The sequence below is a fragment of the Candidatus Parcubacteria bacterium genome (genome assembly GCA_023131895.1).
Taxonomy (GTDB): Bacteria; Patescibacteriota; Minisyncoccia; order Minisyncoccales; family JAGMDC01; genus JAGLYZ01.
This window is the reverse complement of record JAGLYZ010000001.1, coordinates 18,880-35,664: the sequence shown is the minus strand read 5'-3', so window position 1 is coordinate 35,664 and position 16,785 is coordinate 18,880. Positions and strand designations below refer to the sequence as shown.

Annotated in this window: 12 protein-coding genes; all 12 read right to left on the bottom strand. The window is 34.7% G+C overall.

What is annotated here, in order from left to right:
- Position 1 precedes the first annotated feature (1 nt).
- Complete coding sequence (locus tag KAT95_00120; protein ID MCK4520266.1) at positions 2–2,701, bottom strand: AAA family ATPase; 2,700 nt, start codon at positions 2,699–2,701, stop codon at positions 2–4.
- 224 nt (positions 2,702–2,925) lie between these two features.
- Entirely contained in the window at positions 2,926–3,234 is a 309-nt protein-coding gene (locus KAT95_00115; GenBank protein MCK4520265.1) for a hypothetical protein, read from the bottom strand.
- 347 nt (positions 3,235–3,581) lie between these two features.
- Positions 3,582–4,895, bottom strand: a complete 1,314-nt coding sequence (locus KAT95_00110; protein MCK4520264.1) for a trypsin-like peptidase domain-containing protein — start codon at positions 4,893–4,895, stop codon at positions 3,582–3,584.
- A 110-nt stretch (positions 4,896–5,005) separates the two neighbouring features.
- Complete coding sequence (locus KAT95_00105; GenBank protein MCK4520263.1) at positions 5,006–6,577, bottom strand: hypothetical protein; 1,572 nt, start codon at positions 6,575–6,577, stop codon at positions 5,006–5,008.
- A 134-nt stretch (positions 6,578–6,711) separates the two neighbouring features.
- Positions 6,712–7,710 carry a beta-galactosidase gene (locus tag KAT95_00100; GenBank protein ID MCK4520262.1) on the bottom strand — a complete coding sequence of 333 codons (999 nt, stop codon included), beginning with the start codon at positions 7,708–7,710 and terminating at the stop codon, positions 6,712–6,714.
- Positions 7,711–7,716: 6 nt separating this feature from the next.
- Positions 7,717–8,655: a hypothetical protein gene (locus tag KAT95_00095; GenBank protein ID MCK4520261.1), complete on the bottom strand. Its 939-nt coding sequence runs from the start codon at positions 8,653–8,655 to the stop codon at positions 7,717–7,719.
- A 236-nt stretch (positions 8,656–8,891) separates the two neighbouring features.
- Complete coding sequence (locus KAT95_00090; protein MCK4520260.1) at positions 8,892–10,049, bottom strand: glycoside hydrolase family 1 protein; 1,158 nt, start codon at positions 10,047–10,049, stop codon at positions 8,892–8,894.
- A 108-nt stretch (positions 10,050–10,157) separates the two neighbouring features.
- Positions 10,158–11,630, bottom strand: coding sequence for a ComEC/Rec2 family competence protein (locus KAT95_00085; GenBank protein ID MCK4520259.1), 1,473 nt, complete (start codon positions 11,628–11,630; stop codon positions 10,158–10,160).
- Entirely contained in the window at positions 11,630–12,331 is a 702-nt protein-coding gene (locus KAT95_00080) for an anaerobic ribonucleoside-triphosphate reductase activating protein (GenBank protein ID MCK4520258.1), read from the bottom strand. The genes KAT95_00085 and KAT95_00080 overlap by 1 nt, the downstream gene beginning before the upstream one ends.
- Entirely contained in the window at positions 12,328–14,433 is a 2,106-nt protein-coding gene (locus KAT95_00075) for a ribonucleoside triphosphate reductase (GenBank protein MCK4520257.1), read from the bottom strand. The genes KAT95_00080 and KAT95_00075 overlap by 4 nt, the downstream gene beginning before the upstream one ends.
- A gap of 97 nt (positions 14,434–14,530) precedes the next feature.
- Positions 14,531–16,063 carry a radical SAM protein gene (locus KAT95_00070; protein ID MCK4520256.1) on the bottom strand — a complete coding sequence of 511 codons (1,533 nt, stop codon included), beginning with the start codon at positions 16,061–16,063 and terminating at the stop codon, positions 14,531–14,533.
- A complete protein-coding gene (locus KAT95_00065; GenBank protein ID MCK4520255.1) occupies positions 16,060–16,704 on the bottom strand; it encodes an SdpI family protein in 645 nt (214 codons plus the stop codon). Before KAT95_00065 ends, KAT95_00070 begins: the two co-directional genes overlap by 4 nt.
- Positions 16,705–16,785 lie beyond the last annotated feature (81 nt).

Genomic DNA, 16,785 nt, shown 5'->3' with positions numbered 1-16,785 from the left:
TTTAAGCTAAAGCTTTTATTTTTTTCCGAATTTCTTGAACGCCGTTTAAAACAATTTTTCCATCTTTCAAATCAGCGGTAATCCTTTCCCCTTCTTTTAATAAACCAACAACTATTTTCAAAGCCAAAGGATCTAAAACAAGTTTTTGAATCACTCTCTTCAATGGCCTTGCCCCTAAATTAGGATCAAAACCTTTTTCTGCTAAAAATTCTTTTGCCTTAGAGGTAACATTTAAAGTAATTTTCTTGCTCTTTAAGCGGTTAACAACTTTTCCTAATTCAATTTCTACTATTTTTTTGATTTCTTTTTTGCCCAAATAATTAAAAATAATAATTTCATCAATTCTATTCAAAAATTCAGGCCTAAAACTGTCTTTCAAAGCAGGCATAACTTTGTCTTTCAAAGATTGGCTTACTTCTTCTTTTTTTTCTAAAAAACCTATTGAATTTATATCGCCTATTTCAGCAATCTCTTCTGAACCAATATTTGAAGTCATAATTAAAATAGTGTTTTTAAAAGAAACTTTTCTGCCTTTGGCGTCTGTCAAACGGCCGTCTTCAAAAATTTGAAGCAGAATATTAAAAACTTCGGGATGAGCTTTTTCAACTTCATCTAATAAAACCACGCTGTAAGGCCTTCTTCTTATTTTCTCTGTCAGCTGGCCAGATTCCTCATAACCAACATAGCCTGGCGGCGCGCCAATAATCTTGGAAACAGTATGTTTCTCCATATATTCAGACATATCCAAGCGAACTAAAGCATTTTCATCATTAAAAAGAAACTCTGCCAAAGCCCGCGCTGTCTCTGTTTTACCAACGCCAGTCGGGCCCAAAAACATAAACGAACCCAATGGCCGATTCTCTTCTGCAATTCCGGCGCGGGAACGCCTGATAGCATTGGCAATAGCCTTAATGGCTGATTCCTGGCCAACTACTCTTTTAGAAAGAATTTCCTCCATTCTTTCCAGCTTCTTAGCTTCTTCTTCCATCAACCGAGTCACCAAAATACCAGTCCAATTAGCAACCACTCGCGCAACATCCTCTTCAGAAACCTCTTGTTTTAACATTCCTTTTTTTCTTTGAAATATTGTAAGCTCTTTCTCTTTTTTGCTTATTTCTTTCAGAAGCTCTGGAACTCTGCCGTATTTTATTTCTGCCACTTTCTGAAGATTGCCTTCTCTCTGGTTGACTTCCGCTTGGAAATTTAAATCATCAATTTCCTTTTTTAAGCCCCTAATTCCCTGAATTAATTCTTTCTCTGTTTTCCAGCGCATTTCAATATCTTTTATTTTTTCATTCAAATCAGCTAACTTGCGGTTAATAACTGTTAAACGTCTTTTTAGCCCGGCTCCTTTCTCTTTATTCAACGCCTGTTTTTCAATTTCTAATTTCTGAATTTCTTTCCTGAACTCATCAAATTCTGTTGGCTCTGACTCTATTTCCAGACGGAGAGCGCTTGTCGCCTCATCTACTAAATCCACTGCCTTGTCAGGCAGGAACCTGTCTGAAATATAGCGGGCAGAAAGCTCAGCTGCTGCTACTAAAGCTGAATCCTTGATTTTGACTCCGTGATGAAGCTCGTATTTTTCTTTAATGCCGCGCAAAATAGCAATAGTGTCTTCAACTGTCGGCTCTGATACATAGATTGGCTGGAATCTCCTTTCCAAGGCAGCGTCTCTTTCAATATACTTCTGATATTCTTTTAAAGTAGTGGCTCCAATTGCCCGAAGCTCGCCTTTGGCCAAGGATGGTTTTAACAAGTTAGAAGCGTCAATAGCTCCTTCAGCAGCTCCAGCCCCTACTAAAGTGTGAAGCTCATCAATAAATAAAATATAATGGCCTGCTGCGCGATTTATTTCTTTAATCATTGCCTTCATTCTGTCCTCAAATTCTCCACGATACTTTGTGCCGGCAATTAAACTTCCTAAATCCAAAGAAATAATTTCTTTACCCCTCAAGCTTTCTGGAACATCTTTTCTAATAATTTTTTGAGCCAAACCCTCAACAATAGCTGTCTTGCCTACGCCTGCCTCACCGATTAAAACCGGATTATTCTTTGTCCTTCGGGAAAGAATCTGCATCAATCGCCTGATTTCATTTTCCCTGCCGATTACTGGATCAAGCTTGCCCTGGCGGGCCAACTGGTTTAAATTTCTGGCATATTTTTCTAAAACCTGGTATTTTGTTTCTGGTTCAGGGTCAGTAATTCTCTGGCCTCCTCTAATTTGCTTTAAAAGTTTTAAAACTTCTTGATAGCTTAATTTGCCGAATTCCAAAGCAGGCGCGCCTCCGGCCGCTGGTATAAAATTAACATTTTCTAAAATCTCTTTTGCTTTAGTCGGGACATCAATCAGGGCTAAAAACAAATGTTCTATAGAAATAAACTCATCGTTCATTTTTACTGCCTCCTGCCTTGCCCTATCCAAAACCTTTGCCATATCCTGGGTCAAATAAAACTGGCCAAATGCTTGTGGATTAGCAATGCTGGAAATCCCGCTTAAAGCGCCTTTGGTTTTCTTTTTTAAACCATCTATGTCAACTCCTATTTTTTGAAGCAAAGTTAAAACTACGCTGTCTTCCTGCGAGCATAAAGCAAAAAGCAGATGAAGAGCATCTATCTGCTGCTGACCCATTTCTCTTGCTGAATCTTGAGCCAATAATATTGCCTCTTGGGCTTTGTGTGTAAAATTAGCGCCAATCATAAAATCATTTTAACATTTAAGCATTTTAACATTTTAACAAAACTTTAATTCGTAATGTTTATATGCTTTATTTCTTTTTACTATAAAATAGGTGAAAAATCAACCCCATTTAAAATAAAAAGAGAGGGGTAAAAAAAATGTTTACCACCTCAATATATCTTGAAGATATTTTTTATGACTCCAAATCCTTTCGGAAATAATCCTCGCGCTTTGTTCCCACTATACTATCCTGCTGCCGTGATGGCGTTTCCGGTGCCGAGTCGTAAGGCGTTTTTTATTACTATACTGTCATCAAAATCCACATCTTCATCTTCTTCAGCGAGCATTATCTCATCCTGGGGTTGAAGTTCAACGCTACCTTCCGGTGGTCCCAATCCTTTACCATTTAATGCTTCTACTTGGGCACTTTTTCCGATGCCTGTTTTCGCCGGTGTAGCCTCACCCGCTAATAGTGATTCTACTGCCATCGGTGCTCCAGACAATGCAGCCATAATTACTGCTATTCCTATTACTAACGCAACTATTGTCTTCATCTTTTCGCATATCACCTCCTATTCTTTTTTAATATAGTGTGCTGCTCCATACTGCTAACCCTAGTTCTCTGTGGAAGACGTTATCTCCCCGTGTCATCACGTGTGATTGTTGGCTTTTGGGTTTGTTAGACCCAAGTCAATCACTAATACCCCTTTTCCGAGAAACTATCTTTGAGGGAGCAGCGTTTTAATCTATCACATTCAATTTAGTGATAAACTAAAATACTGCTCCCAACTTTATATTATAAAAGAACTAAAAAGAACTATATTATCCACATCTATTATTTATAGTAAACAACTAAAACCAAATATCAACCCCAAAATGCCGAGAACCGTTCTCGGAATTTTCATTCTTCGCGTTCGGATAGGATTACCCAGATTGTTCTTTCTTTATCGCCAGACAAGATTTTTAATTTTACCTTATCGCCTGGATTGTGCTTTAAAATAATCTTTGCCAAAGAATTGCTAATACTGATTTTTTCATTATTAAATTCCAAAATAATATCACCTTCTTTTAAGCCAGCTGTTTCTGCCGGCGAATCAGGAAAAATAGCTGATTCGCCTTGCTTTCCAGGAACAATTAAAATGCCGTAATCAACTGACAAACCCTGCTCTTCCTTAATTTTTTCATTGATTAAAACATAACGGACTCCTAAAAAAGGATAAACAATCTTGCCTATTGCTTTAACCTGCTCAATATCCTTTTTAGCGTTATTTACTGGAATAGCAAAACCAATACTTTGAGCGCCAATAACAGTAGCTGTATTAATACCTATTACCTCTCCCTTTAAATTTAAAAGCGGCCCGCCGGAATTCCCTTTGTTAATTGCCGCGTCTGTCTGAATAACATCTTCAAGAATTTCTACTAATCCGCCGCCAGAAGCGGTAATAGTCCTGCCCAAGCCGGAAATAACGCCTACTGAAATAGTATTCCTGAATTCTCCCAAAGCATTGCCAATGGCAATAACTGTCTGGCCAATTTGAAGATTAGAAGAATTGCCCAACTTTACCATAATAAATGGTTTTTCTTTAATCAGCTTTTCGTTTCCCTGTATTTTAATAATAGCTAAATCCTGAACAGGATCTCGAGCCAATACCTTAGCAGGAAAACTCCTGCCATCATTGGTAAAAACCGTATAATCAGCTTCTTTATCTAAAACAACATGCTTGTTAGTTAAAATCATTCCATCTTTAGAAATAATAAAGCCAGTTCCGCCTCCGATCTCCTGCTTTTCAAATCCTTTTTGCCGGTACTCTGGTATCTGAATTTCAAACGGCCAGTCCTCTCCAAAAGGATCAATAAAATACTGCTCAATAACAGGCACATCTTTTGTAATGATAATACTTACTACAGCCGGGGCGTTTTCTTCAACGACTTTAATAATTTTCTCTTCCTGAGTGGTTTGAGGAATATACTCTTTTTCTGTAATATGCTTTTCAATTATTTTTTCAGTTTCCGGAATTTCAATATCTAATTCTGAAAGATAATCTTTTACCTCCTGATAAAAATAATAACTGAAAAATCCTCCAGCTAAAAAACCGAAAAGAGAAGAAACAAGGATGCTTAATATTAAAATTCTAAAAAGAAAACCTTTCTCTATTTTCTGGCTTCCAGGAGCTTTTATAAATTTTGGAAATTTCAATTTTGGTAACTCGTACATATTATTTAAAATTTTTAATTATGCTTAAAGCGAAAAAAAACAGATTTTTCAAATTCTGGGGTGTAGGCGCGGGCTTCAATTTTTAATTATATCTTATTTAAAAACCTTGTTCAAATATCTTTCTTAAAACGGATTTTTTCTGTAACCCAAAAACCCATATATTTGCCAAGCATCAATCTTGTCTGAGCGTCAATAGCAGGTATGGTTCCAAAAACTATTAAACTAAAAGGCAGAAACAACCATTGCGCAAGAATGAAAAAACTTTTCCTTTTACCAAAATTAAAAGTGCGGGAGTTAATAATTAAAGTATTAACAACCATAAAAACAACTATCCCAAAGAGAGCTATTTTCATTAAACCGCCGGTAATGCCGGGAAGATTATATGAAAGAACGCTTTCTTTAAATGCGTCTCCGCCCAAAACAATAGGCAGCCATCCTAAAAAAAGAATAATTAAAGCATTTGTCGCCCAAGCCCAACAACCTTCCACCATTAGAAAACCATAGTGGAATTTCTTTCTAAAGGAGATTTTTTTATTTTTAAAAAATCCAAAAAGAAAATAGGGAATACCTTCGCTTCCCCAAGCCCAGCGCCTTTGCTGTTTATATTGGTTAACAACGGTTTGCCATAATGTGTCAGCTACGCAGTTATCTTGGGAGATAGGATAATGAAGAGGAACTGTTTTGTAGTTGCCGTCAAAAAATAAAAGAGATTTCCAAAATATGCCAGCGTCTTCAGAAACTACATTGCTTTGCCAGAAATCCATTTCTACCAGGGATTTAAAGCTCATAGAATGCGAAGAATAAGTAACTAATTTTTCCGGGCGCTGCTGCTGTATCATCTGCCAAAAAACATTACAACAAGAAACCACCCTTGAAAAAAAAGGCGCCTCTTCAAGATTGTTTAGATATAAAGGAATAGGCTGAAAGCTGGAATGGAATGGCTGAGGATCAGTTAAATAATTATAAGTTAAGCAGGAAAAATACTCTGGGTAAACCTGGGTGTCAATATCAAAAGAGGAAACAATAATGCTTTCATAAGGAATTTTCTCATGGTCTATTATTTCTTTTTTTACCTGAGAGCCGGCCCAGCACTCATTAGAACCCTTGCCCGCAATCTCTCCTGGAATATTATTAGGATGTTCAGTAATTAAAAATCTATAAAAAACGTTTCTAAATTCTTTTTCTATTCTTTGAGCTGTCGCCTTTGCCTGCTCTCCAGCTCTTTCTTCTATAGCTAAAACAACAATCATCTTATCCTTTGGATAATGGCAATCTTTCAGGGCTTGGAAACTTTCTCTGGCTATTCTTATGTCCTCCTTGTACATTGGGAAAACAATCAAATGATAAATATCTCTCCAATGATCCACTTTGAATTCAGGATTGAAAAATGATAATTTGTTTAGTTTTTCCTGCCAATCAATATTTAAATTTTTATAAAGCTGTTTATAAGCAAAAATTAAACAAGTAGAAAAATAAAGAGTTCTTAACAGCCAATAAACACAAAAAGCAATAATAAAAAAAGCGGCATAAACAGGAGCCAGCCAAGAACAAACAAACATTCCAATAAGGGTAAGCCATACCAAAACGCCTGGGAAAATCTCAAAAGCCCGGTAAATTATTCTCTCTTTCCAGCCTTTAACATCAGTAGCTTTTCCAATTTTTAAATAATAAGGAATACTCACAAAATTTTTAATTATTACAATTTAGAAGCGGAGAAAACAGATTTTTTAAATTCTGGGGCGTGGGCGTGGCGAAGCCCGAAGGGCGAAGGGGGGCTGAATTTGAAAAATCTTGTTTTCGGAGCAATAAATTGATTTTAGTTATTAATTATTTGTTTAACTTCGTCCCATATACTACTATCACCTTGTGTTTCCTTCATCCAGTACCACCATTCTCCTCCCCAAAGATAAAATTCTTTTAAGCCGGTTTTTCTGGCAAATGCAATATTTTCCTTGAATTTTTCCAAGTCCATTGTTTTTTTCTGCTCCTCAATAGGCAAATCATAGAGCAAAACCGGACCCCATGGCTCTGCCTGTAATTCTGCGCAAATTACTTCTTTATTAAATAATCTTTGGATAATCTGCGCCTTGCGCCAGTAAAAAACAGAGGGAGAAGGATAACTCACATAAATTTTAGGTTTATGAAACCAAACCTTTCTGTATAAAGAAATTCCTACTATGTCGCCTAATTCTGCCCCCTTAAACCAAAAAGAACCAGTGCCGCTCTCTGTAATAATAATAGGTCTATCTTTATAGTCAAGCATTTTTACCAAATCTATCTCTTGTTTTAAAAACTCTTCGCTAATTTCCGGACACTCGCCAAATTCAAAAAATGGTTCATTTTCAACCTGCCAAGCGATTATTGAAGATGAATCTTCATACTTTGAAACTATTTGCTTTGATAAATCTAAAATCTCTTTTTCTCTATTTTCTGTTGATAAGTTTTCTGCCCAATCAGGAATATGGCATTCTGGCCAGCGAGGAGTTTTCATACCCATTGCTAAAATAATTTCTACATCTCTCTTCTCTGCCTCATCTATTTGCCAATCCAAATCCTGGAAATTATAATCATCTTTTTCTGGTTCAATCAAATCCCAATAAGCAATCAGTCGTAAATTTTTTACATTTAAATCATCTAATATGGCTATATATGTTTCCTGCCAATTCAATCCTAACGCTTGAGCATGCTTTTGGGAAAAACTTACTCCCCAAGTAATTTTTTCTTGTTGAGGTGCTTGACCAATAAAAAAATAGCTGCCAATAATTAGAATAAACAATATCAGAATAACAAAAAAATACTTTATAGGACTTCTCATACTATATTAAAACAAAAACAAAATAAATAATCCTAAACCGATGAATAGAACAGCAATGGTTTTTTGAACGATAATTTTTTTTGAAATTTCTTCTTTTAGAACTTTTGGATACTTAAAACAAATAATAAAGGCAAATATCAATATAAAAACATATTCTACTCCTTGAAGAGCGTTAATAATTGCTATATACCCTATTGGCGCCAAAGCAATTGCCCAATTCTGCAAGATATTGGCCATTGCTCCAATCCCTTTGTTAAAAAGAAAAATGCCGGTTGTTCTTATTTTATAACCCAGGGTGGAAAAAAAAGAAATCATAGAAATTCTTGGTTTAAAAATTTTCTTTTTTAGCTCTGAACTGATTAGAAGAAAACCAAACGCAGTTAAAACCCCTCCTATTCTTATCCAAATATAGCCGTTCCAAAATGGCTGGGACAAATAAACATATTTTGTTAAAACAATTACCAAAGAAAATAAAAAAGCAGTAAAAACAGAATACTTCAGAACCCTTAAAGTAATAAATGCTTCTTTCCTAAAAGTAATTAATATACTTCCTAAAACCAAAAAAATAAAAGCAATTATTTTTGAAGAAGACAAAAATTCTTGGCCTGAAGAAAAAATATAAATTAAAATAACAACAAAAATTGGACTCAATCCGCCAATAACAGGAATTACCCTGGATGCCTCAAAAAGATGAAGGGACTTATAAAGACAATAAAGGGCAAAAACAAAAATAGAGCCAGTCAAAAAACTTAAAATAATTTGGTTTGCTGATGGAATATAAAAATCAATAAAGGGAATTAAAAATAGAACCAAAATTCCCATTATGCCAACATAAAAAGCATAGACCCTTGGATGAGGGATGGGTCCGGTTAAAAGATACTTATCAACCAAAGCGCATATTGCTAAAAGAAAATAAGCTGAAATAATAGCTGAAAGCCAAAGCATATTATAAAATTTTTAATTTTTAATTTTTAATGTCTAAATTTTTAATTAATAATTCTTGTGAAGAAAACAAATTTTTCAAATTAGGTTGGCGAGGATTCTGAATTTTCCGAAGACGCGTCGGAGCCCTTTAGGGTAAAGCGCAAGGAAAATTTAGAATCCGAGCAAACCGTGAGAATTTGAAATTGGTTGTTTTCGGAGCAATAAATTGATTTGAAAATTTCGCTGCCGAGCGTAAATTATATTTCTATATAATTATTTCTACAAATTTTAGCATAGTAATAAGCGCTCGGTCTTGGTTTTCGTTTCATTGTTTTATAATCAATTTCAATTAAGCCAAATCTTGGCTCAAATCCTTTATTCCATTCCAGATTATCCATTAAGGACCAGTGGAAATAACCCCTAACATCAATCCCTTCTTCAATTGCTTTATGAACCCAAAAAAGATGGTCTTTAATAAAATCTTTTCTTTGCTTGTCTTGAGCATCAGCCAATCCGTTTTCTAAAATATAAATCGGTTTTTTAAACTGATTTAAATATTTTAAAGCATAATAAATTCCTTTTGGATAAATTTCCCAGCCCATATCAGTTGTTTCCTTTTTAAAATTTCTTATAAATGGCGGATACCAAACAATTCTGTGGTGAAAATAATAATCAAAACCGATATAATCAAGCTGGCTTTTTATTCTTTTTAAAAACAAATGATTCCAAAAAATATGTCCGAGCCAAGCAAAAAATATTTCTAAAACACACCATTTTCTAGCCGGCTCAAAATAATTAGTAAGTTTGGATATACTAACTTGGGCATTAGGATATTGAGCATGAATAGATTGATAAGCGATTTTATGCGCTTTAACTAAATTATTAAAAACTTTTCTGAATTTTAAAATATTTCTTTTTTGAAAAGGCGGAAACCTGCCTGTTGAATATCCGCTGATATAAACCATTGGTTCATTCAAGGTCACCCAGAGATTAATTAAATCCCCTAATTCTTTGACAATAACTTTTGTATAGTTTTCAAAATGTTTTACTGCTTTTTTGTCTGCCCAGCCGCCCATTTTTATAAACCAAATCGGATTTGTCCAGTGCCAAAGCGTGACTATTGATTTAATATTTCTTTCTTTTAGAGCTAAAAGTACTTTTCTGTAATGTTCAATTTCTTTTTGATTAAATTTTCCTGGTTTTGGCTCAATTCGAGACCATTCAATAGAAAAACGATATGCGTTTTGATTAAACTTTTCCAGCCAATCAAAATCTTGTTCATATCTATTATAATAATCGCAGGCCTTTCCTGCTCTACTCCCCCAATCACAATTTTCAATTCCGCCTTCAACCTGATAAGCTGAAGTAGACGAACCCCATAAAAACCATTTTGGAAACCTTAGCACTTTTACCATTTAATAATTATAGCACGATTAAAACCATATTAAACCCGCATTTCAAATAATCTTACGTCACAGAATAGAACGATCGTTCTAATTTGTGACGGATTAGTTTTATGCAAATCAGTATTCCAAAAATTTTAGTTTTTGTTTTTCGTTTAGGTGCCAGGTAATAATGGCTAAAATTAAATAAGCAATTAAAAGCCAGAGCCAGGAAATATTTTCTATTGTCAGATAAGCAAAAGGCAATTGAGAAAAGAAATCAACAACTTTTGTAATATAGGTTAGTAAAAACCATACTGGCAAAGAAAAAATCCAGCCCAATGCCTGCCAAACCATTCCTAAAAATCCAGAAACAAAACCAAAAATCATAATAAAAGGAATAAAAGGCACAATTAGAATATTGGTAATTGGCGAAACTAAAGAGATATACCCAAAATTGTAAATTAAAATCGGCAAAGTAAAAACTTGAGCAGCTAAAGTCATTGCTAAAATGCTTTTAATAAAATCTATCGGAATTTTCTTTAAATAATCTTGAAAAACAGGCATTAAATAAATTATTCCCAAAGTAGCTAAAAACGAAAGCTGAAATCCAACATCATATCTTAAAAGAAGAGGATTATGAAAAAGCATTAAAGCAGCAGCAAAAACCAATGCCCTGTCAGCAACTCTCATCCTTCCTATTTTTTCGGCAAAAAGAAACATACCGCCCATAATACCAGCCCTTACTGCTGACGCTGGAAAACCAACCATAATAATAAATAAAATCAAAAAAACAATGGCAAAATAAAATGCCTGCGTCCGCCAAAGGCCTAAAGCCATACCAATCCACATTAAAATACCAGCTAAAATAACTATATGCATGCCGGAAACACAGGTAATATGCCTTGTGCCGGTAATGTTTAATTTTTGCTTCCACTCATCTGAAATCCGCCTTTTATCGCCTAAGATTATTGCTCCTAAGATTGATGATTGAGGTGGCGAAAGATTTTGAAAAATTGATTCTCTCAACTTATTTTTAAAACCCAAAATCTTAGAATAAACCAAAGAGCCAACGAAGGCCCGACCTTCGTTAATCTTTCTGATTTCTGGGTAATACATTACTGAATAAATTCCGTCTTTGGCTAAATAATCTTTATAGTTAAAGTCCTCAAAAACTTTAGGGGTTTCTAATCTTCCTTTAATTTCTAACCTATCTCCATATTGATATTGAGGATACGCGCCAGCAGTAACTAAAATTTTACTCTTGTTTATTTTAATTGTTAATTGTGTATGATTTTCCCTTGTATCTGGTTCTGCGTCAACTATTCCAGTTAAGGTTATTTTTTGCTCTAAATCATTATATTTTCTCAATTCATTATTTATAATTTTTAATTCAGCAATCCCCTGGCGGTAAATTCCAGTAGATAAAAATAAAATACAAAATCCCAGAATTACTAATCCTTTTTTTTTAGAAAAAGGCGGAATGGAAATTAACAAAATTCCCAAAATTAGAAAAAATAATATTAAAGCTAGAGAAAAATTAAAAAAGGAATTTAAAAAAATTCCTATAATAAAAGAAAGACAAAAACATAGCAATATTTTAGAGGCAGTCATTATCTTAGTTTGCAGATTTGAAATTTTGGTTTCATTGTTTCAACAGCCTTCTCAATCTCTTCTTTTTTTAAAACTGGGAGTTTGAGAATCTCTGGATTTAAAATCGGCTTTTGAGAATTAAACTCTTGAAAAAAATAACTAACTTTTTTACCGCCGATCCAATCAGCAATTTTTAATATGTCCTTTTCTGTCAACCCAGGCGCCACGGTTGTTCTGAACTCAAAATCAATTCTTCTCTGCTTTAAGATATCAACACTTTTTTTAATCTTTTCGATATCTGATTTATTCCCTGAATAAAAACTATATTTATTTTGCGGTGCTTTAATATCCATTGCCACATAATCTATCAATCTTTCTTTTATCAATTTCTCAATCATTTTTGGGCTTGAACCATTAGTATCTAATTTCACCAAATATCCTAATTTTTTTATTTTCTGGCAGAATTCTAATAAACCTTCAGAAATGGTAGGTTCACCGCCGCACAGGACAACTCCTTCTAATAATCCTTTTCTTTCTTTTAAAAAATCAAAAAAAACTTTTTCTGGAATTATTGGCTGTTTTTTTATTTCTTCTGGCAAAACAAGTTCACCGCTATAACAAAAAGGACAGCGAAAATTACAGCCCATTAAAAAAACCGTGCAAGCAACCTTGCCCGGATAATCAATTAATGTAACTTTTTGCAGTCCCCCAATAAGCATTATGTCTTTATCTTAAATTCTTTTCTCTCCTTGAACTCCTGCTGTTTTCCAGTATTGTATTGTGTCACGGGGCGGTAATATCCCACGACTCTGGAGTAAACTTCGCATGGCTGCTTAACAAGACATTTTGGGCACTCAAAATGTTCTCCGCTTAAATAACCGTGAACCGGACAAATAGAAAAAGTTGGGGTAATGGTAATATAAGGAAGGTGAAACTTCTCAAAAACTTTTTTAATTAAACTTTTTACGGTTTGAATATCAGAAATTTTTTCACCTAAAAAGAGATGGAGTACGCTGCCTCCTGTATACTTAGCTTGAATTTCGTCTTGGAGTTTTAATGCCTCAAAGGCATCATTTGTATAATCAACCGGAAGCTGGGTAGAATTGGTGTAGTAGGGATTTTCCTTGGTTCCAGCAGTAATTATATCTGGATATTTCTCTCTATCTTTTAAAGCCAATCTATAACTTGTGCTTTCTGCCGGTGTTTGTTCTAAGTTATAAATATTGCCAGTTTCTTTTTGATATTTAACTAGTTTTTCTCTCATAAAATCTAAAATTTCCAAGGCGAATTTTTTGCCTCTACGGGAACCAATATCTTCACCTAAGAAATTTAAAATTGCTTCATTCGTTCCTATTAAACCTATGGTTGAAAAATGATTGGCAAAATATGCATTGCGCGCTTTTTTTATTCCTGACAAATAAAATTTTGAATAAGGATACAAACCTTTTTCAATAAAATCCTCAATAGTTTTTCTTTTTATTTCTAAGCTTTCTCTTGCTAAATCCATCATTTTTCCAAGTTGTTCAAAGAATTCTTTCTTGGTTTTTGAAAGATAACCAATCCTTGGAAGATTAACCGTTACCACGCCAATACTTCCGGTTAATGTTCCTGAACCGAACAACCCGCCTCCACCACGGTTGTAAAGATCTGTCAGGTTTAACCTAAGCCTGCAACACATTGAACGTACATCAGATGGCTCCATCTCCGAGTTAATATAGTTGGCAAAATAATTGGTACCGTATTTTGCTGAGGCCTCAAAAATTCCATCAAAAGCTGGTTCATCCCAGGGAAAATCTTTAGTAATGTTTATAGTTGGAATAGGGAAATGAAAGGGTCTTCCTGATTTATCTCCTTCCAGCATTATTTCATAAAAAGCTCTATTAAAAACTTTCATTTCTTCCGCAAACTCGCCATATGTTTCTTTTTGCGGCTTGCCGCCAATGATAACTGGCTGTTTAGCAAAAACCGAAGAGGGCTTAAGGTCTAAGGTGACATTACTAAAAGGACATTGGAAACCGACCCGTGTTGGCACAGCCATATTAAATAAAAATTCCTGAAGCGATTGTTTCACCTGTTGATAGTTCAAATTGTCATATCGAATAAAAGGCGCTAAAAGAGTATCAAAATTTGAAAAAGCGATCGCTCCCGCGCATTCGCCCTGGACTGTATATAAAAAATTCACTGCCTGGCCTAAAATTGCTCTAAAATGTTTTGCTGGTTTTGTTTCTACCTTTCCTGAAACGCCGCCAAATCCCTTTAATAAAAGGTCATATAAATCCCAACCCATGCAGTAACATGCTAAGGAATCCAAATCATGAAGATGCAGATCGCCTGATTCATCAACTTCCCTTATCGTCTTGGGATAAATTTTATTAAGCCAGTATTTTTTTATGATATAAGTGACGCCGTAATGATTCAAACCCTGCAAGGAAAAAGCCATATTAGCATTTTCCTGAACCTCCCAGTCCAGCTTTTCCAAATACTGGTCAACTCGATTAACTGCCTCCTCGCTTACTGTAATTGCTTCTCTAATTCTTCTTCTTTGTTCACGATATAAAATATAGGCCTTGGCTGTTTCTACTAAATTTTCTAATATTAAAACTTCTTCGACAATGTCTTGAATATGTTCTACGGTGGGAACTTCATCTTTTTTAAATCTTCTGTTCAAAATCTGAACAATTCTATTGGAAATTCTCTTAGATTTCTTCCCATCGCCCTGGCCGCTGGAAGTAAGAGCTTTATAAATCGCTTTTGTAATTTTATCTTGGTCAAAATCAACTATTCTACCGTCTCTTTTTTTAATTTTAGTAATTTTATTTTTCATAAGAGGTTTATAGATATTATTCCATTTTACTCCGATAAAAAAACGGCGTCAAATTTTGCCTCCGCCGTTGAAAATCCGAGGTTATCCACAAGAGATTTTATGATACAGGGCCGTTTTTCCAAAGATCGTCTTCCATTTTTCTGCCGGTTTTTTCCTCCCATTCTTTCACAGACATAGAATGCCTCTTACGAATCTCATCGCCATATCCCAAACCATTATAAGCGCAAAAAGGCACTATGCCTTCCGGGGTAGAATAATGAATAACGCATCTTTTCAACCGTTCCAGATTAAGATTCCAAACATCCTGAAACCACATTGAACCGATAAAAAGGGCTTCGTGATGGAATTTACCCAATGATTTATATTGACCTCTGGTAATAGCGCTTATTAAAATATTTTTAATATCTAAACCTTCTGGCACTTTATTTTGATTAATAAATTGAGAAATATTTTTGATAAAAAGAGCAGTCACTCTTGCCCTGTAAAATGGTCCTGATTTTTCTAATTGCTCTTCAATGAACTTCCTTAGCCTCTCTACATTAATAAATCTAGTTATTGGCACTAAATTCCCATTCTTAACAAATACATAAGTTGCTCCGCCGCAGCCTGGGTGAGCAGTAAATTCAACTTGGGGCTCACCCCTTAGCCTTTCTACTAATTTTGATATTGGATAAACGAAGGGTACAGGATAAAAATCATCTCTTGTTATTTGTCCTCCAAAAGAATCCTCCAAGACCTCAAAAAGTTTTACATAATCAACTCTTTTTCTTTTTCTAACCTCATCAGGCACAAATCCTGCCCTTCCGCAAAAAGAAATGGGCTGGAAATTAACCCCTCTTACTATATCAATATTTTCTATGGCATATTTAACAATCTCTCCTGCTTCTTGAAGATTGGAATCAGCGATAACAGTGGGAACCAAAACAACGCCTATGCCTGCTTTTCTTAGATTCTCTATTGCTCTTTTATTTTCTTCTATCCAAGGGTTGGTTTGCTTTGAAACTCCGTCAAAGCTCATATAAATAGTATTTACTCCTGCCTTTTTAATCTTTTGACAATATTCCGGCTCTTCAGAAAGCCGTATGCCATTGGTGTTCAACTGGACATGAACAAAGCCCATATTTTTAGCTATTTTGATAATCTTTATTAAATCATCTCTAATTGTTGGCTCACCACCGGTGATCTGCAGCGCCTTTGAGGGCACAGGTTTTTCTAATCTTACTGCCTGCATCATCTTTTTCAGCATCTCTAAAGACGGCTCATAAATATAACCGGCGGCTCCGGCATTCATAAAGCAGTAGCTGCACCTTAGGTTGCATCTGTTGGTAACCATTAAATTTGTCAGAACTGTTTGGGAAAAATGCTTTGGATAAAGAAAATGCGAATCAGGCAGGCTTTTAATCTCTACATTTTCAACCCCTCTGCCATCTGCTTGATACTTCATCCATTTGCGATAAAGCTCTGGAGAACTGAAGTATATTGACTTAAAAACACCATGTATGGAACACTCTTTTCTCATCCACACCTTTCCTTCCTCCTCAATAATTTGAGCGTCTATTTTCTTAATTTTCCCTGCTCTAAAACATTCAGGACAAACAGATATTGTTTTTTTTAATATTTTAATGCTCATTTCTTTATCTTTATTTCTTTCTGATATTCAAGATAGGAATAGACAACTAAATAAATACTGACAAAAAGTATTGGAACCAAAACAAAATATGGAGCATAACTTTCCAAGACAATCCCTAAAAGAATAATTATGCCAGCACTTTTAAACAGTTTACCGCCCAGTTTGTGAGTTTTATTCCAGACATTTTCATTACTCAATGTCCAGGGAGTTTTAATGCCAATAAACCAGTTTCTTTTGGCATTTTCTACTAAAATTCCGCAGTAATAAAATAAAGCAGCCATAGCTGGAATCATCAGTTGTATCATACTGAATCTAATGCCAAGATTCCAAAAAATAGTTAAAAGATAAATATAAAACAGAAAGCCGAGCATCAAGACAATAAATGTATCAAAGTATTTTCTGAATTTTTCAATATTTTGTTTTAATGGATCAATTTTAGGAACCACAAGAAAAAGTAAAAACAATCCCAAAGACATTAAAGGCATTAAAAACAAAGCCCAGAATTTGGACATATAATCGTTAACTTCGCCTCTTGCATTCCAATGCGAAGCCATCATATCTGGCATCCTGTTATAAAAATAAATGCCAATCAAAAATGATATTAAAATAATCCCTAAGGCAATAATTTCTGTTTTTCTCATTATGGTATTATATCACATTTTTTTGAAAACAAAAAAAAGGACGTATAAACGCCCATATTTTTTTCGGAGTATCAAAATCCG